The sequence below is a fragment of the Stappia sediminis genome (assembly GCF_009826895.1).
GTDB lineage: Bacteria > Pseudomonadota > Alphaproteobacteria > Rhizobiales > Stappiaceae > Hongsoonwoonella > Hongsoonwoonella sediminis.
Genome location: NZ_WUMV01000003.1, coordinates 267,064 through 293,220 on the forward strand (window position 1 = coordinate 267,064; position 26,157 = coordinate 293,220).

18 protein-coding genes and 1 tRNA gene are annotated in these 26,157 nt (G+C 63.2%); 11 read left to right on the top strand and 8 right to left on the bottom strand.

Features of this window, described 5'->3' with window-relative positions; translation table 11 throughout:
- Positions 1–72: 72 nt before the first annotated feature.
- From GR183_RS08175 to GR183_RS08190, 3 genes are all read left to right on the top strand, one after another.
- Complete coding sequence (locus GR183_RS08175) at positions 73–1,929, top strand: hypothetical protein (protein ID WP_160775121.1); 1,857 nt, start codon at positions 73–75, stop codon at positions 1,927–1,929.
- A gap of 76 nt (positions 1,930–2,005) precedes the next feature.
- Positions 2,006–3,712: a heme biosynthesis protein HemY gene (locus tag GR183_RS08180; RefSeq protein WP_160775122.1), complete on the top strand. Its 1,707-nt coding sequence runs from the start codon at positions 2,006–2,008 to the stop codon at positions 3,710–3,712.
- A 540-nt stretch (positions 3,713–4,252) separates the two neighbouring features.
- Positions 4,253–4,328 (top strand) — tRNA-Thr (locus GR183_RS08190).
- A 10-nt stretch (positions 4,329–4,338) separates the two neighbouring features.
- Here GR183_RS08190 and GR183_RS08195 read toward each other — a convergent pair.
- Positions 4,339–5,376 (bottom strand): adenylate/guanylate cyclase domain-containing protein, encoded by a 1,038-nt coding sequence (locus GR183_RS08195; RefSeq protein ID WP_160775124.1) that lies wholly within the window; start codon positions 5,374–5,376, stop codon positions 4,339–4,341.
- Positions 5,377–5,407: 31 nt separating this feature from the next.
- Positions 5,408–5,767: a group I truncated hemoglobin gene (locus GR183_RS08200; protein ID WP_160775125.1), complete on the bottom strand. Its 360-nt coding sequence runs from the start codon at positions 5,765–5,767 to the stop codon at positions 5,408–5,410.
- 311 nt (positions 5,768–6,078) lie between these two features.
- Here GR183_RS08200 and GR183_RS08205 point away from each other — a divergent pair, with 311 nt between their 5' ends.
- The gene (locus GR183_RS08205) at positions 6,079–6,843 is read left to right on the top strand and encodes a glucose 1-dehydrogenase (protein WP_202395923.1); all 765 of its coding nucleotides are present in this window, start codon (positions 6,079–6,081) and stop codon (positions 6,841–6,843) included.
- A 15-nt stretch (positions 6,844–6,858) separates the two neighbouring features.
- Here the strand turns inward: GR183_RS08205 and GR183_RS08210 are convergent, their stop codons facing one another.
- The 5 genes from GR183_RS08210 to GR183_RS08230 form a co-directional block, all read right to left on the bottom strand.
- Positions 6,859–8,547, bottom strand: coding sequence for an FMN-binding glutamate synthase family protein (locus tag GR183_RS08210; protein ID WP_160775126.1), 1,689 nt, complete (start codon positions 8,545–8,547; stop codon positions 6,859–6,861).
- Between the two features lie 227 nt (positions 8,548–8,774).
- On the bottom strand, positions 8,775–9,977 hold the full coding sequence (locus GR183_RS08215; RefSeq protein ID WP_160775127.1) for a mandelate racemase/muconate lactonizing enzyme family protein: 1,203 nt from the start codon (positions 9,975–9,977) through the stop codon (positions 8,775–8,777).
- A 3-nt stretch (positions 9,978–9,980) separates the two neighbouring features.
- Positions 9,981–11,306 carry a TRAP transporter large permease gene (locus GR183_RS08220; protein ID WP_160775128.1) on the bottom strand — a complete coding sequence of 442 codons (1,326 nt, stop codon included), beginning with the start codon at positions 11,304–11,306 and terminating at the stop codon, positions 9,981–9,983.
- Positions 11,307–11,309: 3 nt separating this feature from the next.
- Entirely contained in the window at positions 11,310–11,909 is a 600-nt protein-coding gene (locus GR183_RS08225) for a TRAP transporter small permease subunit (RefSeq protein ID WP_160775129.1), read from the bottom strand.
- An 80-nt stretch (positions 11,910–11,989) separates the two neighbouring features.
- Complete coding sequence (locus tag GR183_RS08230; protein WP_160775130.1) at positions 11,990–13,009, bottom strand: TRAP transporter substrate-binding protein; 1,020 nt, start codon at positions 13,007–13,009, stop codon at positions 11,990–11,992.
- Positions 13,010–13,292: 283 nt separating this feature from the next.
- Between GR183_RS08230 and gntR the strand changes: the two genes are divergently transcribed.
- Positions 13,293–14,318, top strand: coding sequence for an HTH-type transcriptional regulator GntR (gene gntR / locus GR183_RS08235; RefSeq protein WP_160775131.1), 1,026 nt, complete (start codon positions 13,293–13,295; stop codon positions 14,316–14,318).
- A gap of 294 nt (positions 14,319–14,612) precedes the next feature.
- On the top strand, positions 14,613–16,052 hold the full coding sequence (locus GR183_RS08240; RefSeq protein ID WP_160775132.1) for an FAD-binding oxidoreductase: 1,440 nt from the start codon (positions 14,613–14,615) through the stop codon (positions 16,050–16,052).
- A 62-nt stretch (positions 16,053–16,114) separates the two neighbouring features.
- On the opposite strand, the gene GR183_RS08245 is transcribed toward GR183_RS08240, so the two are convergent.
- Entirely contained in the window at positions 16,115–16,576 is a 462-nt protein-coding gene (locus GR183_RS08245) for a YaiI/YqxD family protein (protein WP_160775133.1), read from the bottom strand.
- 351 nt (positions 16,577–16,927) lie between these two features.
- On the opposite strand from GR183_RS08245, the gene GR183_RS08250 reads away from it, so the two are divergent.
- The 5 genes from GR183_RS08250 (at position 16,928) to GR183_RS08270 (ending at position 26,153) form a co-directional block, all read left to right on the top strand.
- The gene (locus GR183_RS08250) at positions 16,928–18,505 is read left to right on the top strand and encodes an OpgD/OpgG family glucan biosynthesis protein (protein ID WP_160775134.1); all 1,578 of its coding nucleotides are present in this window, start codon (positions 16,928–16,930) and stop codon (positions 18,503–18,505) included.
- Complete coding sequence (locus GR183_RS08255) at positions 18,502–18,843, top strand: hypothetical protein (protein WP_160775135.1); 342 nt, start codon at positions 18,502–18,504, stop codon at positions 18,841–18,843. Before GR183_RS08250 ends, GR183_RS08255 begins: the two co-directional genes overlap by 4 nt.
- 8 nt (positions 18,844–18,851) lie before the next feature.
- The gene (gene mdoH, locus GR183_RS08260) at positions 18,852–20,633 is read left to right on the top strand and encodes a glucans biosynthesis glucosyltransferase MdoH (RefSeq protein WP_160775136.1); all 1,782 of its coding nucleotides are present in this window, start codon (positions 18,852–18,854) and stop codon (positions 20,631–20,633) included.
- A 118-nt stretch (positions 20,634–20,751) separates the two neighbouring features.
- Positions 20,752–23,469: a cation-translocating P-type ATPase gene (locus GR183_RS08265; protein WP_160775137.1), complete on the top strand. Its 2,718-nt coding sequence runs from the start codon at positions 20,752–20,754 to the stop codon at positions 23,467–23,469.
- 104 nt (positions 23,470–23,573) lie between these two features.
- The gene (locus tag GR183_RS08270; RefSeq protein WP_160775138.1) at positions 23,574–26,153 is read left to right on the top strand and encodes an SH3 domain-containing protein; all 2,580 of its coding nucleotides are present in this window, start codon (positions 23,574–23,576) and stop codon (positions 26,151–26,153) included.
- Positions 26,154–26,157: the final 4 nt, after the last annotated feature.

A 26,157-nucleotide genomic window follows, 5' to 3' on the forward strand; every position in this document is an offset into this window, starting at 1 on the left:
ACGAAGTGGAATCGAATTCGGGTTTCGCGATAAAGCGATAACCCGCCGGCCGCGTTTCAGGAGGACGAGTCGATGGCAGCCGACAAGGGCAAACCGGGCAAAAACCAAGGTTCCGGGCCGCAACGTTCAGGATCCTATTCCGGCGGGGCGCGCAAGCCGGTGACGATCGACCTGGAGGCGAAAGAGGTGAATAAAGCCGCTGCCGAGGGTAAGGAGAATTCCAAAAAGGCGGATGAGAAATCCTCCGGTGGTGCTTCACCTGGCCCCGGCGCGAAGGCCGCCACCTCGCCTTCAGCTACGTCGCAATCGGCATCGGCATCCGCCAGCAAACCCGGAACCGCATCGGCGTCCTCCGGCAAGACGGCGGACACGAAGCCCGATGCCGCCAAGGAAGCCGCGAAACCTGCCGAGACGAAGGCTCCTCCCTCATCCGCCGCAACCTCTGCGGCAAGCGCCAGTGCTTCCGCCGGCAAGGATACGCCAAAGGGGGTGGGCGGGGATAAACAGGACAAGCCTGCCGACGCCAAAGCGGCGGATGCCAAAACCGCCACCTCCTCCACCAAACCGGACGAGAAGGCTGCCGCTGCGTCGGGTGTGAAGTCGGGCACGGACACCGCGGCCAAGGCGGAGGACAAGGCGAAAGGCGCGCCTGCCGCTTCCGCGCTTCCCTCGCCTAAGACGGAGCAGAAAGCGGAGCAAAAGGAAGGCGTGGGCTTCGGCAAGCTGATCGCAGCCGGTGTCATCGGCGCGGTTCTGGTCGCGGGCGGGGGCTATGCGCTCAACCGCGCGGGCGTGCTGAACCTTTCCGCGCAAAGTGTCTCCGAAGACATGCGTGCTGCGCTGGAAGCGGCGCAGACGCGGGTGGAAACGCTTGAGAACCGGATTGCGGAACTCGCGCAAAGCGCTTCGTCGGGTGGCGAGCCGAGCGAGGCCATGAGCGCGCTTCAAACCCGCGTTTCAGCGCTTGAGGAAAGCGCATCCTCTGCCGGTTCGGAAGCGGGAGAGGCGGTTTCAGGCGAAATCGAGAGCCTGAAAACGGGTCTCGCGGAGCTGCGCCGCTTCGTCTCCTCGGGAAGTGCCGGGGAAAGTGCCGGTCTTGCGGCGCTGGAAAAGCGGCAGCAGGACACGGCTGCCACGCAGGGCGAGATATCATCGCGGCTCGATGCGCTCGCCCCGGAGATCGAAACGCTGAAGGCGCTGCCGGGCCAGATCGAAACGCTCGGGTCGACGCTTGACGAGCAGTCGAAAACGATCGCCTCGCTTTCGCAGACGCTGAATACCGCTACGGAAGCCAACAAGCAGGCGCTTGCGGGCTTGCAGGAGAGCGTTACGGCCCTGCAGTCCGATCTCGCGGAAGTGAAATCGCGGCTTGAACCGATCGAAAGCCGGCTCGGCGATGCGACGGCGCGCGAGACGGCGGCACGCGCCATTGCCGTTTCCTCGCTGAGTTCGGCCGTCGACGAGGGCCGTCCGTATGAGACGCAGCTTGCCGCCGTCAAGGGCGTGCTTCCCGCCGACACCGACCTTTCCGCCTTGCAGGAACATGCGGCAGGCGGAATCCCGACGCGCGCGAGCCTGACCGCGCAGTTTCCCGCGGTCGCCCGCGCGATGACGGCGGCGCTCGACCAGCCGCCGCAGGACGGCGATCTGGTCGACTCGTTCCTGTCCAACGCCCGCTCGCTCGTCAGCGTGCGCACGCCCGGCGAAAGCGATGCGGCGACACCGGCCGCCGCCATCGGGCGGATGGAGGCCCGCGTCGGGGCGGGCGACTTCAAGGGCGCGATCGCCGCCTACGGCGAACTGCCGGAAAACGTGCAGGCGGCGGGCGCGGATTGGGTCGCCGCGGCAAAGGCGCGGGTTGCGGCTGACGTACTGGTCGCTAAGGTAACGGACAGTGTCCTGAAGGAATTGGCCAAATCCGGCAGTTGATCCGGATCCGGCAAAATGAAGACAGCCGCCGGATCACGGCGGCGGGGAAGCGCGCGATGGGCAGGAGAGCTCAGTCATGATCCGAGTATTGATCTTCATGGGCGTCGTATTCGCCCTTGCGCTGGGCGCAGCCTGGGTGGCGGAACGGCCGGGCATCATCTCGCTCGACTGGCAGGGTTACCGCATCGAGATGGGAGTGATGACAGCACTCGTCATCATCGCGGCCGCCTTCGTCGTTGCGCATATCCTGTGGGGTATCCTGCGAACCGTGATGCGCTCGCCCGACATCGCCTCGCGCTTCTGGCGCAGGCGCAAGAAGGACCGCGGCTATGACGCGCTCTCCAAGGGGCTCGTGGCGCTGGGCGTCGGCGATGCGCCGTCGGCGAAGCGATATGGCGCGGAAGCGGCCAAGCTGCTGAAAGGCGAGCCGGCGGCGAAGCTGCTGCTTGCCCAGACCGCGCAGCTTTCCGGCGACCGCGAGGAGGCGCGCAGGCGCTTCGAGGACATGCTGGAGGACCCGCGCCTGAAGGCCGTCGGCCTGCACGGGCTCTTCATCGAGGCCGAACGTCTGGACGAGCCCGTGGCCGCGCGCCACTATGCGGAGGAAGCGGCCGAACTCGTACCCGGCCTGCCCTGGGCGGGGCGGGCCGTGCTTGGCTATCAGGCCATGGGCGAGGACTGGGAAAAGGCGCAGCGCACGCTTGAGCGCAACTATGCCGCCAAGCTCATCGACAAGAAGACCTTCCGCCGCCACAAGGCCGTCATCATGACTGCCCGGGCCATGGAGCTGGAAGGCCGCGACCCGGATCAGGCGCGCCAGCTCGCCTATGATGCGCACGGACTTGCGCCCGATCTGGTGCCTGCTGCCGCCCTTGCCGCCCGGCTCTTCACGCGCCGCGGCGAAATCCGCAAGACGCTGAAGATCGTCGAGGCAACGTGGAAGGTGAAGCCGCATCCCGACCTGGCCGAGGCTTACGCCCATGCAAGGTCCGGCGATTCCGCGCAAGACCGCCTCGCCCGCGTGAAGTCGCTCGCGGCCTTGAGACCCAACAGCACGGATGGCGCCCTTGCGGTCGCCATCGCGGCGATAGAGGCGTCCGACTGGGGGCTGGCGCGCGAAAAGCTTGCGGCCGTCCTGCGCTCCAGCCCGACGCGCCGCGCATGTTTGCTGATGGCGGAACTGGAGGAGAAGGAAAACGGCGACAGGGGCCGCGTGCGCGAGTGGCTTTCCCGCGCAGTCCGGGCGCCCGCCGACCCGACCTGGGTGGCGGATGGTATCGTTTCCGACGAATGGGCCCCGGTTTCGCCGCTGAGCGGGCGTCTCGACGCTTTCGAATGGACGCAGCCCCCTGCCGCCCACCCGGAAGACGAGCTGGAAACCATCGACGAAAATCTGCTCGCCGCCTTGCCGAGCCTGCCCGAGAAAAAGCCCGAACCCGTGGCGCAACCCCGGGAGGAAGCCGCTTCGAAGCCGGAAGCCCCAAAGGTGGAGGCGAAGCCAGAGCCCGAGCCCGCAAGGGAGCCTGCTGAAACTGCGGCGGCCGCGAGCGAGCCCGTGACGGGCGAGATCATCACCCCTGAAAAGCCGGCGGAGAAGGCCGAGGCGGCGAAGGAAAAGCCCGCTGAAAAAGCACAGGCCTCCGGCGACGGGCCACAACGCGCGAAGGCGGAATCCGCGAAGGTGGAGACGATCGATTTTCCGCTGAAACACATGCCGGACGACCCGGGCCCGGAGGATAAGGAAGAAGCGGCCGCGAAGGGCGGATTCCGGTTCTTCAATTAGGGTAGGTGAATCCTCGAAGTTTGTTCGGCTGTATCTTCCCGATCGTCATCGCCGGGCGAAGACCCGGCGACCCATAGAAGAACTTGCTGCAAGCGGCGGCCCTGAATGGGTACGCGGGTCGGAGCCCGCGCATGACGAAGGGAAGGCAGTGCCCTCATCGATGGCTTCGCGGAAGCGATTCCCCGATTATTGCTGGCATTCGTCCCGGTAGAGCGCTTCCGCGAACCAATCGAATACGCGGAACCTTTGGCTGTGTGGATTGGGTCTTCGATCAGGTCGGCGGCGAAGGCGCATTGAGATTGCTGGCGCTCCGGGAAAAAGTTTCCCTTCCCTTGCTTCCACAAGCCGAATTCGCGTATCAAACCCTCTTGCGTTGCCGGGCCGCCTCGGCTATCAAGCGCTCACTTCGGCATCGGTGGAAAGATTTCGCCTATTGCCGCGCCCGATTTCGCCGGCTCGGCCTGTTTTCCAGGTTGAACTTCAAATGCGGATCGGTGAAGTTCGATACATAGCGGGGCGCTCCGCCCCTGCGTTTGGTAGGCCGCTTTAGCTCAGTTGGTAGAGCACATCATTCGTAATGATGGGGTCGCGTGTTCGAGTCACGCAAGCGGCACCACTTTCCCACCTCACAATTCATCACTGCCGACAAGTTCGAAGACCGTCTTTTCGCCGAAGCCGCGGATAACGGTGGGGCCGATTTCCTTCGCGACGAAGCTTCTGTCGAGGAGCTTGCGGAATTCCTCATGCATGAGGATTTGCATGGGTTCCGCCAGGGATTCAAGCCGTGCGGCGAGGTTCATTCCGGGCCCGAAAAGATCGTAGACGTATTTCTGGACGCCGACGATGGAGCCGACGACCGGGGCTGAAGCAAGGCCCATGCGGCAACGCCAGGTCTGGTGATGGGTCACGTTTCTCCGATCAAGGAAGTGGAGGACGCGCAATGCGACCGCGGCTATGTTGCTGGCGTGATCGGGCGAGGCTTCCGAAATGCCGGAAACCGCGATATAGGCGTCGCCCACCGTTTTCAGGCGCTCGCAGCCGAATTGCTCCACGATACGGTCGAACGAGGTGAAGATGTCGTTGAGTTCCGATATCAGCGCCGGCGGGTCTTCTGTCACCGCCATATCGGTGAAGCCGGCGAAGTCCAGCATCAGGATTGATACATTGTCGTAGCGCTGGGGTGCGGTGACGCCGAACTGCTTCCACTCGTCGTAGATCGTCTTCGGCATGATGTTGAGCAGGACCTTCTCGACGCGCTCCTTCTCGCGGCGAAGCTCGCGGTTCTGCTTTTCGACCATGCTGGAGTACGACTGGATCATATACTCCATCTCCTTGATCTTCGTGACGTTCTGGCACTCGACCATGAGGACGGAGAGGTCGTTCCTGCTGTGGCGGCTGATCTTGGCGGCAAGGCTGATCTTGCGCTTGCCCGATGACGCCGCGACGTCGAGCAAGTAAGGTTTTTCCGCAGCCAGGCGCTTTTCAAGCCGCTCCGCGTCGAACTCGGGAAAGACCTCGGGCAGAAACGCGCTTTTATCGCCGCGGCCGAACCAGTCGTCCCAGCAGTCGTTCGTGACGAGTATTTCGAAGGTCCCGGCATCGGCAACGGCAAGGCCGACGCCGATCGACTTCAGCAAGAGCTCGTTGAAACGTTCGAGGTTCATACCCGGTTCCGCCGGAAAGGGCCGCGCGCGATCATGGATGCACCACGAGAGCGCGCCGCCGCCTGAATTCATGCATGACCGTAGCGACATCTTCCGGCGAGCAATCGAAGTCTTCAAGCGTTTCCTGAAGCAGTTCGGCCATATCGTCGAACGCCTGCTCGCTGATTTCCAGGGGCTCGTGAATGCGCTGCAAGGTGGCGTCGTCATAGCTCGCCGGCCCGCCCATAAGGCTTGCAATGAACTTCGTCTGATGGTCGATCAGCCGCCCCATCTCCACGTCTTCGAAGTATTCGGCGAGATCCTCGGACTCCTCGACCTTGTGGTAGAAAAGCAGGACGATCTTGCTCACCGGAGCGAAGCCGCCCAGACGTTCGAAAAGCGGTAACGCCATATTCCGCGTCTCCTTCGTCCGCCGCATGCGCGTCCGCGGACGTTCCTTTGTATTTTCATGCCGGTAGCTAGTAACTCACGATACGTTAGTATTACGAGTTCTGCCATAGTTGCTTCGGAGAAAAGCAAAAGCCGCAGTCGAGGAAAGCCGTATTGCGGCAGTCATCCGGGCGGAAACGGACGCGTGTCGTGTCAGGTTCTTCTTCCTCGTCGGGAATTACCGAAAAGGGCGCGATCCCGAGCGCATAAGCCTCGAAAAATCTACGAATGGTCTTAGAATTCGCCGGTCGGCTTCGGGTGGGTCAATCGGACATGCTGGATCGCTTGAAAGGCAGGGTCATCCTGATTTCGGGTGGTGCGTCGGGCATCGGCGCGGCATGCGCGTTGCGTTGCGCGGACGAAGGGGGCTTCGTCATCCTCGCCGATGTGAACGTGGAGGCGGCGGAGGAAACGGCGCTGGATATCGGCCCGCAGGCCACGGCGATATCGCTCGACGTGCGCGACGAAGACAACTGGATCGCGGTCTTCGACGAGATCGAGGATACGCATGGCCGGCTGGACGGGCTCGTAAACGGGGCGGGCTACCTGGAGGCGGGAACCGTCGAGGAGACCGATTTCGAAACCTGGCGGAAAGTTCTCGCCGTCAATCTCGATGGCACGTTTCTGGGCTGCAAGCACGCCATTCCGCTGATGCAGGACACCGGCGGCGGCTCCATCGTCAACATGAGCTCCGTCTCCGGGTTGATCGGCGGGCACAACCTTGCCGCCTATAACGCCTCGAAAGGCGGCGTGCGCCTGTTGACGAAATCGGTCGCGCTTTACTGTGCCAGATGCAAGAACGGCGTGCGCTGCAATTCGGTGCATCCGACGTTCGTCGACACGCCCATGGTCGACGATCTCGTCGGCGATGCCGAAGATCCGTTGCGCGCCCGCGCGTCGCTGGAGCGGCAGGTGCCGCTCGGCCGGATCGCAAGGCCTGAGGAAATCGCGGCGATGGTCGCCTATCTGCTGTCGCCGGAATCCGCCTTCGTGACGGGCTCGGAAATGGTGATCGACGGCGGCGTTACCGCGCGCTGAGAGATATCCGCCGTCTCACACGCGCTGGAAGCCCGGAAGGCCGGTCGCGCGATGGGCTTCGGCCACATCGCTCGCCATCGCGAATGTGTCCGGATCGGAGGCCTCCCACCACAGATCGTAAGGGGTTTCCTCCGGCGCCTCGACAAGCTGATTGGCGCCGATGAACGGATAGATCCGGTCGACGGTGCGCGCCTCCGTCGGGCTGATGCGGTGGAAGAAGTGGTGCGGCTCCAGATCGTGAATGCGCGCCAGGCCTGCCGCACCCGCGATATGGTTGGCGGCAGCCACCGTCTTGCGGTGGAAACGGGCGACCTGCACCGCCTTTTCGGCAACGACGAGGCCGCGCTGGCGGCGCTGGTCCTGGGTCGCGACGCCCGTGGGACATGTGCCCTCGTGACAGCGCATGGACTGAATGCAGCCGGCGGAGAACATGAAGGCGCGCGCGGCATTGGCCCAGTCCGCACCCAGCGCGATCGTCTGCGCGATGCCGGTGCCGGAATAGACCTTGCCGGAGGCGCCGAGGCGTATCTTGTCCTTCAGGCCCGAGCCGACAAGCGCGTTCCTCATGATCACAAGACCGTCGTAAAGCGGCTGGCCGACGTAGTTGGAAAGTTCGACGGGGGCAGCCCCCGTTCCGCCTTCCGCACCGTCCACGACGATGAAATCGATATAGATGCCCGTCGCCAGCATCGCCTTCATGACCGCGAAGACCTCATGCGGATGCCCGACGCAAAGCTTGATGCCGACGGGCTTGCCGCCGGAAAGCTCGCGCAGGCGCGCGGCGAATTCCACCATCTCGCGCGGCGTCGAAAAAGCGCGGTGCGCCGCCGGGGATATGCAGTCCTCGCCAACGGGAACGCCGCGCGTCTCCGCGATCTCCTTCGTCACCTTGGCGGCCGGCAGGATGCCGCCGTGGCCGGGCTTCGCGCCCTGGCTGAGCTTTATCTCGATCATCTTGACCTGATCGTCACAGGCCGCGTCCTTGAACTTTTCGGGATCGAAGTTCCCGTCTTTGGTGCGGCAGCCGAAATAACCCGAGCCGAGTTCCCAGATCAGGTCGCCGCCGCCCTTGCGATGGTAGGGGCTTATCGACCCCTCGCCCGTGTCATGGGCGAAGCCGCCCATGCGCGCACCCGTGTTCAAGGCCTCTATGGCGCGCGCCGACAATGAACCGAAGCTCATCGCCGAAATGTTGAGAATCGAGGATGAATAAGGCCTTGCGCATTGCGGCCCGCCGATATCGAAGCGCGGATCCTCGCTTTCCGGCTCGACCGGCGCCATTGAATGCCCGAGCCAGCGGTATTCCGACTGGTAGACGTCCAACTCCGTCCCGAACGGGTGGTTGTCCTCCTCGTTGCGGGCGCGCTCATAGACGAGACTGCGCTGATCCTGGTTGAAGGGACGGCCTTCCAGGTCGCCCTCCACGATGTAGGAGCGCAAGTAAGGCCGGAGCGCCTGGAACAGATAACGGATCCAGCCGGTGACCGGATAATTGCGCAGGACCGCATAGCCGCTCTGCCGAACGTCATGCAGCGCTACGGCGAGGACCGCGAGGCAAACGAGAAATCCGATCCACCAGCCGGCGTGGAAAAAACCGGCGATAAGAAACACGACGCCGGCGACGATCGCGGCGAGCGGAGCGATGCCGCGCCACATGCCGTTTCGTCCGGAAAAGGCGGCAAGCACGCTTTCGGGGTCGTTCATCGGTGATCCGTCCCTTGTGTGACTGCGTGGCGATTCAATCGCACGGGGACATCAGACACAAGAAAACCTTGCGTAAGAATTACATGCCGCCAGAGCATATTCCGTTCAGATTGAATCAAACTGAACGGCAAGAATATGCTCAAGGTATAGAAGCTGAAGCGATTTCTTGTCGATCGGGTGTTTCAACCCGATCGGAAAGCGCTTTAAGGGAGATCGACCAACGCATATCAGTCGAGCCTGCCGCTGAGCCGCCTTTTCATGTCGGGACGCTCGAAAACGTCATCGCGGAAGTCCACGCCGTGGCCGGGCGCCTCCGGGATCGTGATGAAGCCCCTTTCGACCGTCGGAAGGCCCGTCGCCACTTCCGTGTACCAGCCAGTGTAAAGCGCGCGCACGGATTCCTGTATCAAAGCGTTCGCCGCGTGGAGCGAAAGCTGGCAGGAAGCGGCATAGACCACCGGCCCGGTGCAGTCGTGAGGGGCGATGGGCACCTTGTAGGCTTCCGCCATGGCGGCGATCTTGCGCGCCTGCGTGATCCCGCCGCACCACGATAGGTCGAGCATGACGACGCCCGCCGCCCCGCTTTCCAGGTATTCCCGGAAGGCGTGGGTATAGGCGAGCGTTTCGGACGCGCAGACGAAAGCCTGCGACGCGGCGGCGTAGTCCTTCAGGTCGGAGATATTGTCGAGGCGGAACGGGTCCTCGTGCCAATAGGTCTTGAAGGGGGCAAGCTCGCGGGCGAGCTTCTTCGCCATGGGCAGGGACCAGAGGGAATGAAACTCGACCATGATGTCCATGGCCTCGCCCACCGCTTCGCGGATCTGCACGAAGGGCTTCATGGCCGCCCTGAGTTCGTCAGGTGAAATATCGAAGCCGCCGGTACGCTCCGCCGCGATGTCGAACGGCCATATCTTCATGGCCGTGATACCCTCTTCGAGAAGGGACTGGGCAAGAGCGCCTGCATCCGTCAAAAAGGCTTCAAGGTCCTCGTAAGGGCCGTCCGTTTCGCCCGCGTGCCAGTTGGCGACGGTTTGCGCACTCGCGTCACGCACGTATTTGTAGCCCGCGCATGTGTTGTAGGTGCGGATGGAGTTGCGCGATCTGCCGCCCAGCATGTCGGCGATAGGCCGCCCGTGCGCCTTGCCGAAAATATCCCAAAGAGCGATGTCGACCGCCGAATAGGCGCGGGTCTCGACGCCGGCGCCGCGCCAGCCGAGATAATCCGTCATCTCGTTGGCGCGCGCCTGGATGGCCAGCGCGTCTCGCCCGATCAGCTTCGGCGTGCACCAGTCGTGGATATAGGCCTCGACCGCGCTTGCGCCGAAGAAGGTTTCGCCAAGCCCGACGATGCCGGCATCGGTCGCGATCCGCACCCAGACGAGATTGGGAAACTCGTCAAGGCGGATCGTTTCGACGCCGGTGATATTCATTGCTTACCGCCCTGTTATGCCCGGGAAGACAATGAGGATAGCCACGGCCAGGACCTGCAGGCAAATGAAAGGCCAGAGCGACTTGAAAATATCGCCGAGGGAGATGTTCGCCGGGGCGACGCTCTTCAGATAAAAGGCCGCCGGCCCGAAGGGTGGCGAGAGGAACGAGACCTGCATGTTCATGCAGAAGAGCACCCCGAACCAGACCGGATCGAACCCGAGCTGCGTGATGATCGGCACGAAGATGGGCATGGTGAGAAGCGCGATGCCCACCCAGTCGAGGAACATGCCGAGCACGAAAAGCACCAGCATCATGAAAAGCAGGACGACCGTGGGGCTGTCTGAAAGTCCGGCGAAGAGGCTGGAAACAAACTTGATGCCACCCATCAGGTTGAAGACGCCGACGAGCGCGCTGGCGCCGATGCCGATCCACACGATCATCCCGCAGGTGGCAAGCGTCTGAAGCGCGGCATCCTTCATCAGCGCCAGGGAGAACTCCCGCCTGAGAATTGTCGAGATCGTGACGCCGAAGACCCCTATGGCCGAGGCTTCGGTGACCGAGGCGATGCCGCCGTAGATCGACCCGAGCACGAAGCCGACGACCATGAGCGGCAGGACGAGGCCCTTCAGCAGCGCTATCTTTTCGGAGAAGGGAACATCGTCCGGCTCCGGGATCGGCGCGACTTTGGGATTGAGATAGGAGCGGATGAGAACATAGGCGACGTAAAAGCCCGCCAGCATGAGCCCCGGCACGAAGGCGGCGGTGAACAGGTCGCCGATGGAAACGTTCGCCGTCAGCCCGTAGATGATGAGTACGATGGACGGAGGCACCATCGTGCCGAGCGAGCCGCCCGCGCAGACGACGCCGATGGCCAGATTGCGGTCGTAACCGAGGCGAAGCATCTGCGGCAGGGCGATCAGGCCGAGAAGCACCACCTCGCCGCCGATGATGCCGCTCATGGCGGCGAGGATAACGGCGACGAAGATCGTCTGGATCGCCACGCCGCCGCGAAGCCGTCCGCCGACGAGGCGCATGGCGTCGAAAAGATCGCGCGCAATCCCCGACCGGTCGAGGATCGCCGCCATCAGCACGAACATCGGCACCGACACGAACACGAAGGACGAGACGAAGGAAAACACCCGGCTGGTGATCAGCGGCACGGCGAGAGGGCCGAACCAGCCAAGCGTGAAAATGAGTGCGACGAGAAGCGTGACGAAGGCGAGCGGCATGCCCGTCAGAAGCAGGGTCAGCAGCATGGCGAACATCGCCAGCGTGCCGTACTCGATGCCGAGGTCCTTCAGGCTGAAGCCGAGGTCGAGAAAATCCATGGATCAGGCTTTGTCTTTATTGGCGCGCTGGCCGCGGGCGTAGTTCCAGGAAAGAACGAGAAACTGGAGGGCCATCACGCCCATGACGATCAGCAGGAAGATTTTCAGCAGCGCGGGCGTGGGCGGGTTCCAGGCGCTGCCGCTCGTTTCCAGCCGGAAGCTGCCGTCCGGCAGGAGGACGGCCTTCTCGACCATCAGCACGCTGGCGTAGGCGAAGAAGAGCGCGGCCACCATGCAGGCGAGCGATATGCAGACGTCCAGCACCCGGCGAACGGACTTCGGCACGTAGTCGTAAACGAGGACGACGCGGATATGGCTGTCGCGCGCCGCGCTGTAGAGACCGCCGTAGACGAAGGCGATCGCGCAAAGGAAGATCGTGGTTTCATGCGCCCATATGGTCGGTGCGTTGAATGCGTAGCGCAGCACCACTTCCATGATCAGGATGGCCATGGCGGCGACGATGCCGAGGGCGAAGACGATGCCCAGCCGGTCGATCGCCCTGCCGATCAGGCCTGCCTCGGGCACGGCACGCTTGATCTCGCGCTCGCCCGCCTCCCCGTCCGCCCCCCTGTCCACCGGCGGGCGCGTTTGCGGGTCGCTCATGATCGCATTCTCCCTTTTTCGAAAAAGCCGGCGGCGATGGTGCGCCGCCGGCCTGTCGTCGTCGTTCCGGTTTTTCCGGATTACAGGAGGCCCTGCTCCGTCAGGTACTTGGTCAGAACGTCATAGACCTTCTGAGCGTTGTCGGAGCGGGAGGCGACCTTTTCCCACTGCGCCTTGGCGATCGCGCGGAATTTCGCACGCTCCTCGGCCGACCAGTTGTGAATGGTGATGTCGCCGCCCTTGCGCGCCTCGGCCACCGCCACGAGATCCTTCATGGCGAGCTGCGAGGTCATGTCGCGGGCGAAATCGCGTACCGACACCTCGAGGATCGCCTTGAGATCGTCGGGCAGCGCGTCCCACTTGTCCTTGTTCATCGACACTTCGACGAGCGGCATGGAGTGGAAACCCGGGTAGACCGGATGCCTGGCAACGTCGTGCATGCCCTGTGCCTGGTTGGTGGAGAAGACGGTATAGTCCGCGGCCTCGATGACGTTCTTGTCGAGCGAGGTGAAGACTTCCGAACCCGGCAGGTTGACCGGCGCGGCGCCCGCGGCGGCGAAAACTTCCTGCACGAGGCCTTCCGGCGCACGCATCTTCAGGCCCTTGAGGTCGGCCACTCCGTCGAGCGGCTTCTTGGAGATGAAAGCCTCGAGCCCCGGCGTCGTCGCGCCGATGAAATGCAGGCCGCGCGGTTCCAGAAGCTCGTTCATCAGCTCCTTGCCGCCGCCGTATTCGACGAAACGCAGCATCTCGGAGGGGTCGGACCAGGCGCCGACCGGATTGGCGATCAGGCCGAAGGCGGGATCCTTGCCGGCGAAGTAGCTGGTGTCGGTGATGTGGCCGTCGAGAATGCCGGCGGAAACGGCGTCCTGCGTCTCGTTGTGCTCGACGACGGAGCCGACCGGAAGCATCTCGATTTCCAGGCGACCGCCGGACATGGCCTTGACGCGCTCGGCCCAGTCCTTCTTGAGTTCGAAGTTCGGATTGCCGGCAGGGTCGCTCGACTGGAACTTGAAGCTGAATTCCTGAGCGATCGCTCCGGACGTGATGGACAGTGCCGCCGCGCCAACGAGGGCGAACCTGGCGAGGGATTTCAACATGGGCTTACCTCCTGTTTTCGTATTTGCCGCGTTGCGGGCACTGAAACCTGCGGTGGTGGCCGGGCGAATTCCGCCCGACCGGAAAGAGGGCTGTCAGCCGCAAAATCCGTTCGCTTCAAATGCCATTCGGATGCAAGGCATTGACGGGAATGGAATTTCTTACCCAGCGTTAATTTCAGGGTCCGCCCCGACCGGGCTGGCATCCTGCAACCCAAACAAGATGATAGCGCTATCATTGTCAATCGGTTTTGAGTAAAATGATGAGGCAGGATGGGCGTTGGTGATGAATAAACGGCGGAAAAGCGGCCGCGTGACCCTTTCGGATGTCGCTAGGAAAGCGGGGGTCAGCCCGATCACGGTCTCACGCGCGCTGCGCAATCCGGACATGGTCTCAAGCGATGTCGTCAAGCGCGTTCAGCAGGTCGTGGGCGAATTGGGCTATGTGCCCGACCCGGCTGCGAGGGCGCTTGCTTCCCAGCGCACGGACGTGATCGGCGTCATCATTCCTTCCGTGACGAACAATGTGTTTTCCGACGTCATGCGCGGCATATACGCATGCGTCGAGGAAACGAACTATCGCGTGCAGCTCGGCAATTCGCGCTACTCGGAACGAGAGGAGGAAAAGCTCCTCCAGACTTTCATAAGCCAGCGCCCGGCCGGCCTGATGATCTCCGGCATCGATCAGTCGCACGCGGCGCGCCTGCTTCTGGAAAGCGTTTCCTGCCCGGTCGTGCAGATCATGGAGACGGGTCCCGACCCCGTCGACATGATGGTCGGCTTTTCGCATCGCGATGCAGCGAGGACGGCGACGGAGCATCTGATCGCGCAAGGGTACGAACGCATCGGTTTCATTGGCGCGCGGATGGACCCGCGAACGGCACGCCGCCTCGAGGGATATGGCGACGCCTTGCGCGCGGCGGGCCGGTACGACAAGGGGCTGGTGCGAACCACAAGGCAACGTTCGACCGTCACCCTCGGCAGCGAGATGCTTCTGGAACTCAAGGCGGCGCGGCCCGATCTCGATGCCGTGCTTTGCAACAACGACGACCTTGCGCTGGGCGCGCTGTTCGCGTGTCGGCGCCAGGGCATCGACGTTCCGGGTGAACTGGGCATATGCGGCTTCAACGATCTTGAAATGATGGCCGCGGCCTGCCCTTCAATCACAAGCGTGCGGACCTGCCGCGAGGAAATGGGCGAGCGCGCAACGGGCATGCTGATCCGGGCGATCGAAGGCGAAAGGCCGGCCGAGACGGCCGTCGACCTCGGCTTTGAGGTGATTGCGCGGGAAAGCACCGCAAGGCGCGGATAGGCGGATGAAACCGGCTGTAGTGATCGCCGAAGAATTGCCAAAAACGGTTCGTGAATGACGCAGGTAGTTGGTCAATAAAGTTGACATTACTTTGTGTAATAAAAACCTGTATTACAATCCAGGGTATATGCATTATATATTCAAGAATAATGAATTAATGTGGTTTTCATTGCGATAATATTTGAGTTATCGAAGAAATTTCTCGTTTTTGAGTGTTTTCCGTATTAGTGTTCCATGGTTGTCCACACACAGGTCAGGTCTTCAATGGATCTCCAGAAAGGGGGAGGCCGAACCATGACTCTTGTTACGAAGTCGCTGAACGGCGGCCAGAAATCAGTACCCGACGAAGCTTTGGAGGCATTAAGGGGCGCGCTCAGGGGAAGTGCTCTCCTGCCCGGCGAGCCCGGTTACGACGATGCGCGCACGATCTGGAACGCGATGGTCGACCGCAAGCCGTCGCTCGTGGTGCGGGCGCTCGGCGCGAACGACATCAGGCAGGCCGTGAATTTCGCGCGCGACAATGAGCTTTTGATGAGCGTGCGCTCCGGCGGGCACCAGATCGCCGGACATGCCGTCGTCGACGGCGCGATGATGCTCGATCTCTCGCTCATGAAGTCGGTTCACGTCGACCCGAGATCGAGGACCGCCAGGGCGGAACCCGGCGCGACGCTGGGCGATCTCGACCGCGAGACGCAGGCGCATGCGCTGGCCGTTCCCGTCGGCATCAATTCAACGACAGGCATCGCCGGCCTCACGCTCGGAGGCGGCTTCGGATGGATCACGCGCAAGCACGGAATGACGATCGACAATCTGAAATCCGCGGACATGGTTCTCGCCAACGGCGACATGGTGCGCGCGAGCAATAGCGAACATCCCGACCTCTTCTGGGCGATCCGTGGCGGCGGCGGCAACTTCGGCGTCGTGACCTCGTTCGAATTCGAGGCGAAGCCCGTCGGGCCGGAGGTGCTTTCCGGGTTGATCGTGCATCCGTTCGAGGATGCGCCGGCGCTGCTGCGCGAATACCGCAGGATCGCGCGGGAAGCCCCCGACGAACTGACAATCTGGACGGTCAGCCGCAAGGCTCCGCCCCTGCCGTTCCTTCCCGAGGAATGGCACGGCAAAGAGATCTTCGTCTTCGCCGCCTGCTATTGCGGCGACATGAAGGAGGGCGAGAAGGCACTTGAGGAGCTGCGCTCGCTCGGCAATCCGATCGCAGACGTGATCAGCCCGCATCCCTTCGTGGGCTGGCAGACGGCATTCGATCCGCTGCTGACGCCCGGCTCGCGCAACTACTGGAAGAGCCACGACTTCGTCGATATCCCGGATGGCTTCATCGACATCCTGACGAAGGCGATCCATGCTCTTCCCGATCCTGGGTGCGAGATTTTCGTCGCCCATCTTGGAGGTGCGATGGCGCGCGTCGCGGATGACGCGACCGCCTTCCCGCAGCGCAAGTCGCACTACACGATGAACGTGCACACGCGCTGGGAGGACCCCGCGAAGGACGAAGCCTGCATCCGCTGGGCGCGGGACTTCTTCAAGGCGGCGGAACCCTATTCCGTCGGCAGCGTCTACGTGAACTTCATGCCCGACGACGAGACCGACCGCGTCGGCGGCGCCTATGGCGGCAACATGATGCGCCTTGCCGACATCAAGGCGAAATACGACCCGAAGAACCTGTTCCGGGTCAATCACAACATTCCGCCACATGCCATGTCGCATGCAGCTGAATAGGCGCCGGTAGCATTCAGCCAGAGGGTCGGCGGGTAAAACCGCCGGCCCTTTTCTCTTGCGGCCTATCGTGACGATGCTATCCGCTTGGCCGCGCGCACGGTCGATTCCATGGCGTTCAGGTACTTCGATCTGTCGGCCCTGGAGAAGGACGGCCCGCCCTCACGAATGACACCGGCCTCGCGCAGTTCCGTATTCAGGTTGCGCATGGCAAGGGCCATGCCGATACGGTCCTCGCTGAACGCCTTGCCTGTCGGCCCGATCACCAAAGCGCCCGCCTTGACGCAGCGTGCGGCAAGCGGCACGTCGGCAGTCACGACCACGTCGCCCGCGCACGCTTCCCCGGCAATCCAGTCGTCGGCCTTGTCCGGGCCTTCCGCGACGATGACCCGCTCCACGTCCCGCCCGTCGGGCAGGCGCATCCAGGCGTTGGAGACGAAGAATACCTTGAGCGCATGCCTGTCGGCCACGCGAACGGTCTCCTCCTTGACCGGACAGGCATCGGCGTCGACGAAAACTCGCGTCATTTTGTTCGTATTCAATTGAGCTTGCCCCTTGCAAAGGCGTTGGCTTCGGATAATCCATCCACTCGTGCTTCCGGTATATCCAAACGGCTTCGGGTTCAAACGCCCGGCGGATCCGGAAGGCGGCGTGCGGTGTGGCCGCGCCGGTGCTTTATTCGGAAAGAGCTTTTCCAAAGGCCGGTTGTGCCCATGACTGCCGAATTTGCACGAAAATGAGGCGCTAAAAAATTGAATCGGCAACAAAACGACCGAAGTTCGCCGCATTTTTCTCAAATCCGCAGCTTATACCGCACATTGAGAACAAGAGCGCCGACATGTGCTTGGCGCAAACAAACTGACGACAGGGAAAATGTAATGGATCGCCGTGCCTTTCTGGCGAATTGTTCTGCGATTATTGGATTAATTTCCGCGGGAAACGTCATTCGTGTTCCTGCCGCGCATGCAATTGAAAATTTTTCCGCGGGCGGATTCGATTTTTCCTGGGAATGGCTGATCGAACGCGCCCGCGAGCGTGCGAGCGAGGCCTATGAGCCGCCATCCGCGGAAATTCCCGAGCAGATCGCGAACCTTTCCTACGATCAGCACCGCGCGATCCGTTTCCACCCGCAAAACGCCCTGTGGGGCGAAAGCGATGCGAATTTCGAGCTGCATGCCTTCCATCCCGGCTGGCTGTTCAAGACGCCGGTCAGGATCTTCGAAGTGGAAGGCGGCACCGCCCGGCGGCTGATGTTTACTGAGGCCGACTTCGAATATCGCAAGCCGCTGGACGAAAAGGCTTTCGACGGACTGAAGCTGCCCGGCGTTGCGGGTTTCCGCCTGCATTACCCGCTGAATACCACCGACTATCGCGATGAGCTGATCGCCTTCCTTGGCGCGAGCTATTTCCGCGCGCTCGGCCGCGGCAATGTCTATGGCCTGTCGGCGCGCGGCCTTGCCATCGACACGGCGGCGGGGACCGAAGAGGAATTTCCCAAGTTCACGCGGTTCTTCGTCGAAAAGCCGGAAACCGGCGCGCGCGAGATCAGGATCTTTGCCGAGCTGGAAAGCCCCAGCGTCGCCGGCGCCTATTCCTTCGTGGTTTCGCCGGGCGCGGAAACGACCGTCGACGTGGATGCCCGCCTCTTCCTGCGCGACGATGTCTCGCGCCTCGGCATTGCGCCGCTGACGTCGATGTATCTCTTCGGCGAAAACGACGATACGGGCTTCGACGACTATCGGCCGGAGGTGCACGACAGCGACGGCCTGGCGATCCTGCGCGACGACGGCAAGCGGATCTGGCGTCCGCTGTCAAATCCGCGCAAGCTGAGCCTTTCCTTCTTCGGCGAAATGAACGTTCGCGGCTTCGGGCTCCTGCAGCGCGACCGGGCTTTCGACAGCTACCTGGATACCGAAGCGCGCTACGAAAAACGCCCCTCGCTGTGGATCGAGCCTATCGGCGACTGGGGCGCGGGCACGATCATGCTGGCCGAAATCCCGTCGGAACGGGAGATCAACGACAATATCGCCGCATTCTGGATCCCGCAGAAAGCCGCCGAGGCGGGGGCGGAATTCACCTTCCGCTACAGGATGACCTGGGCGGGCGACGTGGAAGGCGACACGACGAAGGCGCGTGTCGTGAGGACAAGAACCGGCCACGGCGGCACCGCTGCTTCGCAGACCGATCCCGACCATCGCAAGTTCGTCGTGGAATTCGCGGGCGGCGGGATAGAAAAACTCGGCATAGACAGCCCGCTGGAGGCGAAGACCGAAGTAAGCGGCGCCGAGATCCGCCATCAGGATCTGCAAAAGCTCGAGCAATCGGGGAACTGGCGGCTGATCGTGGACGTTGAAAGGGAAGATACGGACACGCCGGTGGAGCTTCGAAGCTGGCTGTTGCTCGACGACAGGCTGGTTTCGGAGATCTGGTCCTATCAGTGGAATGGAGAAGTATGATCGTGCTTGCAGAAAAGGCATTGCCGGTGCATCTGGGGACTTCGCAGTCGCAGGCCTTCAACCTTGCGCGCGCCGAGTTTGCCCGCCCCGATCTGTCGGATGAGGAAATCGGCGCGGCCATCGGCCAGGCGCTCGAGGCGCTCGGATCGCCCTGTTCCATTTCCGAACTGGTCGAGGGCGATACCGATCCGGAGCTTCGGGAGTGGGTCTATTCGATAGTGTGCCTGCCGCAGCCGCGCGCGCCGCTTGCCATGCCGGTTCAAAGCTTTCGGCGTGCCGAGGGTGCCGGGGCGCTCTCGCGGGTGCTTTTGACGATCCGCAGGATCGTGGCGAGCTGAGGCGGAAGATGTACTTTGTCCCGCCGTCTCCCGTTCTCGCCCTGGCCGAGCGGATTCGCATTCCGAGCAGGCGTATCGGCGCGATATTGCTCGCCGCCGGCCTGACCTTCGGCGCGGCGGCGATGTTCGGCACGGTCGTGGTTGCGGACGGGTTCGACTGGCTTGACGTGGTGCGCGTCGCACTGGTCGCTGTTACCGGTTTCTGGCTTGCGTGGGGCGGCTGCACGGCCTTTCTCGGCCTTCTGTTCGACAGCGACAAGGTGGCGCGCATCGAGGGGCGGCCCAAGGGACGAACGGCGATACTCTTTCCCGTTTACAACGAGGATGGCGAAGCGGTGTTCCGCCGCCTGGAGGCGATGTACCGCTCTCTCGACCGGCTCGGCGTCCTCGATCTCTTCGATTTCCACGTTCTTTCCGATTCCACGAAACGCGAAAACGCGGAAACCGAAAAAGAGCTTTACCGGCGTTTCGTCGTCCGCATGGCGGCGGGCGGGTGCCTCTACTATCGCCACCGCTCGCCGAACGTAGGCCGCAAGGCAGGCAACCTTGCCGAATTCATCCGCCATTCCGGCGGCGCCTACGACTACATGCTGGTGCTCGACGCCGACAGCCTTATGCGTGGCGAAACGATCCTCGAAATGGTGCGGCGGATGGAAGCCGAACCGAAACTGGGCCTGCTTCAGACCGTGCCGCAGATCCTTGGCCGCCGGACCCTCTTCGGACGGACGCTTCAGTTTTCCGCAAGTTTCTATTCGCCGGTCTTTTCGCGCGGGGTCGCCGCGCTGCAGGGGGGCGAAGGCCCTTTCTGGGGCCACAATGCGCTTGTGCGCACGCGCGCCTTCGCCGCTTCATGCGGCATGCCCTCTCTTGCCGGCAAACCGCCGTTCGGCGGGGATATCCTGAGCCACGACACCGTGGAGGCGGCCATGCTGGCGCGCGAAGGCTGGATCGTGCGCCTCGACCCCGATCTTGAAGGCTCCTACGAGGAAGCGCCGTCGAACGCCATCGAATATGCCAAGCGGGACCGCCGCTGGTGCCAGGGCAACCTTCAGCACGCGCGCGTGCTGGGCGCGGCCCGCTTCAGGATGTGGAGCCGGATTTCGATCCTCCAGGGCATATTCGCCTATCTTTGCTCGCCGCTCTGGCTTCTGTTCCTGCTGGCGAGTGTCGCAGCCCCCCTCTTCGCCCCGCCGCCGGTCTATTTCGACGGCAGGTCGCCCTTCCCGGTCTTTCCCCATCCCGAAACGGAAATGGCGCTCGCCCTGCTTTTCGGCGTCGTCGCGCTGCTTATCCTGCCGAAGGTCCTGCTTGTCGTGCGTGCCTTCGTTTCGGGCTCCGGCAAGGCATATGGAAACCCGGTGCAGGTCGTCGCCAGCGCCTTCTCGGAGCTGGTGCTGACCTCGCTTCTGGCGCCCGTCCTGATGATGTTCCAGAGCCGTTCGGTCGTGCAGGTGCTTCTGGGGGCCGATTCCGGCTGGCCGAGTACGGATCGCGACGACGGTTCGCTGTCGCTGAGGGAAAGTTTCCTCGGCACATGGTGGATGAGCGTTTTCGGCGGCGCGATGCTTTATTTCGCCCACACTTATGTACCGGAACTCGTTTACTGGCTCCTGCCGATCGTGTTGCCGCTCCTGCTTGCGCCCGTTCTCGTCTGGGCGACCGCCTCGGTCGCGATCGGCGATGCGTCGCGCCGTCTTCGCCTTTTCCAGGTGCCGCAGGAACGCGAACCGGAGCCGATCGTCCGTTTCGTGGCGGACAAGGCGACGATGCCGCGGCAGGAAGCGGCCTGATATCCGGGCACGCAATGCGACAATTTTTGTCGACCCGGTACCGGACGTCTGGTGATAGCCTTTCCCGATCCGATTTAACCTTCACCTCTGCCTGCGTGGAGTTGGGATTGCCCGGATCATGGATCAGGAACTGAAAGCTCCCTTCGCGCTGGAAGTGGAGGAAGTGGCGGGGAAGCTTGCGACCGCACCCGAAATCGGCCTTTCCGCGGGCGAGGTCGAAAAGCGGCGCGCGATTTACGGGCCCAACCAGCTGCGTCGCGAGGACGTGAAAAGCGCGTTCGCGATCCTCGCGAACCAGTTCAAGAGCATTATCGTCTGGCTTCTCGTCGCTGCCGCCGGGCTTTCATTCCTTCTCGGAGATCTGGCGGAAGGCATCGCGATTGCCGTCGTCCTTGTGCTCAACGGCGCGATCGGGTTTTTCACCGAATTGCGCGCGGTCCGGTCCATGGAAGCCCTGATGCGCCTGACCGAGGTGCGAACGCGCGTGCGCCGGGAGGGAATGCTGCGCGAGGTCAATGCGCACGACCTCGTGCCCGGCGATATCGTCGTGCTTGAAGCGGGGGACATCGTTACCGCCGATCTGCGTCTTGTCGAGGCGTCGAACCTTCGTTGCGACGAATCCCTTCTTACCGGCGAATCCGTGCCCGTAACCAAGAGCGTTTCGAGCGTGGCCGCCGACACGATCATCGGCGACCGGGTGAACATGGCCTTCAGCGGGACCGCCGTTACCCAGGGCACGGGCGCGGGCATTGCCGTCGCCACCGGGATGGAGACCGAACTTGGCCGCATCAGCGCGCTGGCGCAAACGGCGGATTCCGATATCTCTCCCCTTGAAAGACGGCTCGACAGGCTGGGCCGCAGGCTGGTGTGGCTGACCCTCGCCCTCGCCGCGCTGACCAGCCTTGCGGGCATTCTGCGCGGGCATGCGGTGGCCGATATGATCCAGACCGGAGTGGCCCTCGCGGTTGCCGCGATCCCCGAGGGATTGCCCGTCGTCGCCACGCTCAGCCTTGCCCGCGGCATGTGGCGCATGGCGGCGCGAAACGCGATCATGACGCGCCTTTCTTCCGTGGAAACGCTTGGCGCGACGACGCTCATCGTGACCGACAAGACCGGAACGCTCACCGAAAACCGCATGACCGTGACCGGATATCTTCTAGCCGAAGGGGATGTGAAGGCCGAAAACCGCGATGGAAGCACAGGTTTTTCAGCCGGGTCGAGCCCGCTTGATCCCGGTGAGGATGCGGCCCTTGGATGGGCGCTTTCGATAGGCGCTCTCTGCAATACGGCAGGACTGGGGGACGGTTCGGGCGCCGCCGCCACCGGCGACCCCATGGAGATCGCGCTGCTGAAGGCTGCGAGCGGAGCCGGCATGTCACGTGCCGCCCTGGAGGAGCGTTCCAGGGAGGTGAAGCGCCATGCCTTCGACCCGGACCGCAAGATGATGGCGACCGTTCACGCTTGCGATCATGGTTTTCTCTATGCGGTCAAGGGCGCGCCTGAAGCGGTGATCGAGGCATGCGACGCAGAATTGACCGGCGAGGGGGAAAGGGCCGTCGACGACGCCGGCCGCGAACGCTGGATCGAACGCAACAGCCGGGCTGCGAAGGATGGCCTGCGCCTGATCGCGCTTGCGATGAAAACCGCGAAGTCGGATGCGGAATCCCCTTACGAGGGGTTGACCCTTGTCGCGCTCGTCTGCTTTCTCGACCCGTTGCGAAAGGATGTGCCGGACGCGATCAGGGCGAGCCGGGAAGCCGGCGTGCGCGTTGTGATGTTGACGGGCGATCACGCGGAAACAGCAGCGAATATCGCGAAGCAGTCGGGCCTCGCTTCGCCCGAAATGTCCGTCTTCGCGGGCCGCGAACTGGCCGATCTCGACCCGCAAAGCGCCGATCCGCAGTTGCGCCGACGCTTGCTGGAAGCGGATGTTTTCGCCCGCGTCGCGCCGGACACCAAGCTGAAGCTCGTAAAGCTTTTCCAGGATAGCGGCCATGTCGTGGCCATGACCGGCGACGGGGTGAACGACGCGCCGGCGCTGAGGAAAGCCGATATAGGCATCGCCATGGGCCAGCGCGGAACGCAGGTCGCGCGCGAGGCCGCCGACATGGTCCTGAAGGACGACGCGTTTTCGACAATTATCGCGGCGATGCGTCAGGGCCGCATCATCTTCGAAAACATCCGCAAGTTCGTCGTCTATCTGATGTCGTGCAACGTGAGCGAGGTGCTGCTCGTCGGCATCGCCGTCGGCGCCGGGCTTCCCGTGCCGCTGCTGCCGCTGCAGATTCTGTTCCTCAACCTCGTGACCGACGTTTTCCCGGCTTTCGCCCTCGGCCTCGGGCGGGGGGAAGAGGACGTCATGCGCCAGCCGCCGCGGGATCCGCGCGAGCCCATCGTCGACGGAAAGCGCTGGCTGCTGATAGGCGCGCTTGGCGTGACGATCATGGCGGCGACGCTTGGCGCATTCGCCGTCGCGCTATTTGAACTTGGCCTTGAGCCGGCGGAGGCCGTGACGGTCGCCTTCCTGACGCTCGCGCTGGCGCAGCTCTGGAACGTCTTCAACGTAAGGCGTGCGTCCCAGGGCGTCTTTTCAAACGACATCACGCGCAACCCTTACGTCTGGGGTGCGCTCGGCCTTTGCCTGGGTCTGATTGCGCTTGCGCTTTACCATCCGGGCCTTTCCTCCATACTCGGGCTTCCATTGCCAAGTGCCGCAGGACTGTTGCTCGCGGGCGTCATGAGCCTAGTTCCCCTGATCGCGGGGCAGGCCGGCCTCATTTTGTCTTCGGCCTTTAGGTCCCGGGCAGCCGCAAAAATTGAATCTTCCAGTGCGTGAGAATTTCGTTTTGCTATAATTTTGAAATACTTGAATCCATAAATACTGTTTACGACGTTGAGGAACTTGATAGAGTTTATTTAAAAGAATTTGGAGGTGAGGTCATGCGCAAGTTCATCGCCATCGTCGTTTCCAATGCCCTTGCCCTTCAAACGGCATTCGCCGCACCGGCCGTGACGACGGCCAACGTAAACTTCCGCGCCGGACCCGGAACGGGCTTCCAATCCTTCGGAACCCTGCCGGAAGGCACCGAGGTCGACCTCGGCGACTGCGACGAGACGGGCGCCTGGTGCTCCGTCACCTATCAGGGCAACACGGGCTTCGTCAGCGGCAGCTACCTGCACATGACGGAAGATCAGGGCGATGACGACGAGCAGGGCTGGCCGCGCACCTACACGACCGACAAGGGCGCGACCCTCATCCTCTATCAGCCGCAGGTCTCCGACTGGGAGAACTTCCAGACGCTCGATGCCCTCGTCGCCGCCGAATATGTGGCGAAGGAAGGGGCGACGCCCGTATTCGGGATCATCGGCCTCACCGGCAAGACCTATGCGGATCAGGAGGAAGGCGATGTCCTGATCGAGGACCTCACGGTTACGGAACTGAACTTCTCCGCCCTCGATCGCGAGGCGATGACGGATCTGTCGCTCCAGGTCGGCAAGCTCGTGCCCACCGGGCCGATCACCGTCAAGGAAGAGCGGATCACGGCAAGCCTTGCCGAATACAAACGCATGGACGATGTCTCCGATCTCGGTACGGATGCGCCGCCGATCTTCGTCTCCACCAGGCCGGCGATCCTCGTCCAGACGGATGGCGAAGCGATCTTCGCGCCGGTGAAAGGCGCAAGCGGGCTTTCCTTCGTGGTCAACACGAACTGGGACATGTTCAAGGTGGACGATGGCGGCACACTCTACCTGCGCAACGACAAGTCCTGGCTTACCTCGTCCGATATTTCCTCGGGCTGGCAGGAGACGGACGCCCTGCCCGAGCTCATCAACAATCTGCCGGACGACGAGAACTGGGCGGATGCGAAGGAGGCCATTCCGCCGAGCCCGCCAGAGGACGGAGCGGCACCTAAGATTTTCTATTCCGACAAGCCCGCCGAGATGATCGTCTTCGAGGGCGAGCCGAAGCTTGAAGCCGTGCCCGGAACGCGCCTCGAATGGGCCTCGAACACGCAAAGCGACGTCTTTTATCTCGCCGAGACGAAGACCTGGTACATCCTCGTTTCGGGCCGCTGGTTCAAGTCGGCCTCGCTTGACGGACCGTGGGTCTTTACAACGCCGGACTTGCCCGACGATTTCCGGAATATCCCCGAGGACGCCTCCTATTATTCCGTGCGCGCCTCCGTGCCTGGAACGTCGGAGGCCGATCAGGCGCGCCTGAAGGCGAGCATCCCGCACACCGCGCGTGTGGAGGAGGGAACGGTGAGCGCCGATGTCGCCTATGCGGGCGACCCGGATTTCCAGCCGATCGAAGGCACGCAGATGTCCTACGCCGTCAACACCAGCGACCAGGTGATCAAGGTCGGCGGCAAATACTACGTGCTGCAGGACGGTGTCTGGTTCGTCGGCGACAACCCGAACGGCCCCTTCCAGGTCGCAACATCCGTGCCGGACGAGATCTACACGATCCCGCCTTCCTCGCCCGTTTATAACACCACATACGTGCGCGTTTACGAGACGGAGCCGGGTGCTGTCTGGTTCGGCTACACGATGGGTTACCTCGCGGGCTTCCTCGCCTGGGGCACGATCGTCTACGGGACCGGCTGGTACTACCGGCCCTGGTACAACCGCCCATGGTACAGGCCGGGGATCTATTTCCCGAGGCCCGTGACCTACGGCATCGGCGCCTATTACAACCCCGTGCGCGGACTTTACGGACGCTACGGATATGCCTACGGCCCCTATCGCGGGATCGCGGGCGGCGCGATCTACAACCCCCGCACCGGCGGCTATATCCGCGGCGGGCGCATCTACGGCCCGCGCGGCTCGGCAGGTTTCATCGCGGCGTATAATCCGGTCACGGGCCGGGGCGGCGTCTACGTCGGCGGGCACGGCATCTACGGTTCCTGGAAGGGCGGCGGTGTCACGCGCGGTCCGGAGTGGGCACGTGCGCGCGCGACGGGGCGCGATGCGGCGGCGAACCGCTGGCAGAGAGCGCAGGCGGGGGACCGCGTGGCCAACCTTGGCCGGCGTGGCGATGTGTTCGCCGGGCGTGACGGCAGCGTCTATCGCCGGCAGGGCGACAATTGGCAGAAGTTCGACGGCGGGCGCTGGTCGGGCGTGGACCGCCCGTCGCGCGAGCAGCTGCGCGACCGCGCGGGTGGCGCGGCGGCGGCCATCGGCGGCGCGGGCGCGGGAGCGGCAATAGCCAACCGGCCCGGCAGGGACCGTCCCGCGACGACGCGTCCCGCGCAAAGGCCCTCGGCGGAACGCCCGGCCCAGCGGCCCGCGCAAAGACCCTCCGCCAGCCGGCCCCAGCAGCGGCCTTCGGCAAGCCGCCCGGCACAACGCCCTGCGGCGAGGCCGGCACAGGCGCCGTCGCATCTTTCGCGCGACAACCGGGCAAGGCAGGCCGGCAACCGGCAGGTCAACCGCAACCGCGCCGCAACGCGCCGTCCGCCATCCGGCGGTGGCCGTGCGAGAGGCGGTGGCGGGCGGCGCGGCGGAGGGCGCCGTTGAAGAC

Bases quoted from the DNA above. Each gene is read 5' to 3' on its own strand.
- GR183_RS08210 (WP_160775126.1), bottom strand. From the start codon at position 8,547: ATGAACGACCCCGAAAGCGTGCTTGCCGCCTTTTCCGGACGAAACGGC.
- mdoH (WP_160775136.1), top strand. From the start codon at position 18,852: ATGTACTTTGTCCCGCCGTCTCCCGTTCTCGCCCTGGCCGAGCGGATT.
- GR183_RS08180 (WP_160775122.1), top strand. From the start codon at position 2,006: ATGATCCGAGTATTGATCTTCATGGGCGTCGTATTCGCCCTTGCGCTG.
- GR183_RS08245 (WP_160775133.1), bottom strand. From the start codon at position 16,576: ATGACGCGAGTTTTCGTCGACGCCGATGCCTGTCCGGTCAAGGAGGAG.
- GR183_RS08230 (WP_160775130.1), bottom strand. From the start codon at position 13,009: ATGTTGAAATCCCTCGCCAGGTTCGCCCTCGTTGGCGCGGCGGCACTG.
- GR183_RS08240 (WP_160775132.1), top strand. From the start codon at position 14,613: ATGACTCTTGTTACGAAGTCGCTGAACGGCGGCCAGAAATCAGTACCC.
- GR183_RS08175 (WP_160775121.1), top strand. From the start codon at position 73: ATGGCAGCCGACAAGGGCAAACCGGGCAAAAACCAAGGTTCCGGGCCG.
- GR183_RS08220 (WP_160775128.1), bottom strand. From the start codon at position 11,306: ATGGATTTTCTCGACCTCGGCTTCAGCCTGAAGGACCTCGGCATCGAG.
- GR183_RS08195 (WP_160775124.1), bottom strand. From the start codon at position 5,376: ATGAACCTCGAACGTTTCAACGAGCTCTTGCTGAAGTCGATCGGCGTC.
- GR183_RS08225 (WP_160775129.1), bottom strand. From the start codon at position 11,909: ATGAGCGACCCGCAAACGCGCCCGCCGGTGGACAGGGGGGCGGACGGG.
- GR183_RS08215 (WP_160775127.1), bottom strand. From the start codon at position 9,977: ATGAATATCACCGGCGTCGAAACGATCCGCCTTGACGAGTTTCCCAAT.
- gntR (WP_160775131.1), top strand. From the start codon at position 13,293: ATGAATAAACGGCGGAAAAGCGGCCGCGTGACCCTTTCGGATGTCGCT.
- GR183_RS08200 (WP_160775125.1), bottom strand. From the start codon at position 5,767: ATGGCGTTACCGCTTTTCGAACGTCTGGGCGGCTTCGCTCCGGTGAGC.
- GR183_RS08255 (WP_160775135.1), top strand. From the start codon at position 18,502: ATGATCGTGCTTGCAGAAAAGGCATTGCCGGTGCATCTGGGGACTTCG.
- GR183_RS08250 (WP_160775134.1), top strand. From the start codon at position 16,928: ATGGATCGCCGTGCCTTTCTGGCGAATTGTTCTGCGATTATTGGATTA.
- GR183_RS08265 (WP_160775137.1), top strand. From the start codon at position 20,752: ATGGATCAGGAACTGAAAGCTCCCTTCGCGCTGGAAGTGGAGGAAGTG.
- GR183_RS08205 (WP_202395923.1), top strand. From the start codon at position 6,079: ATGCTGGATCGCTTGAAAGGCAGGGTCATCCTGATTTCGGGTGGTGCG.
- GR183_RS08270 (WP_160775138.1), top strand. From the start codon at position 23,574: ATGCGCAAGTTCATCGCCATCGTCGTTTCCAATGCCCTTGCCCTTCAA.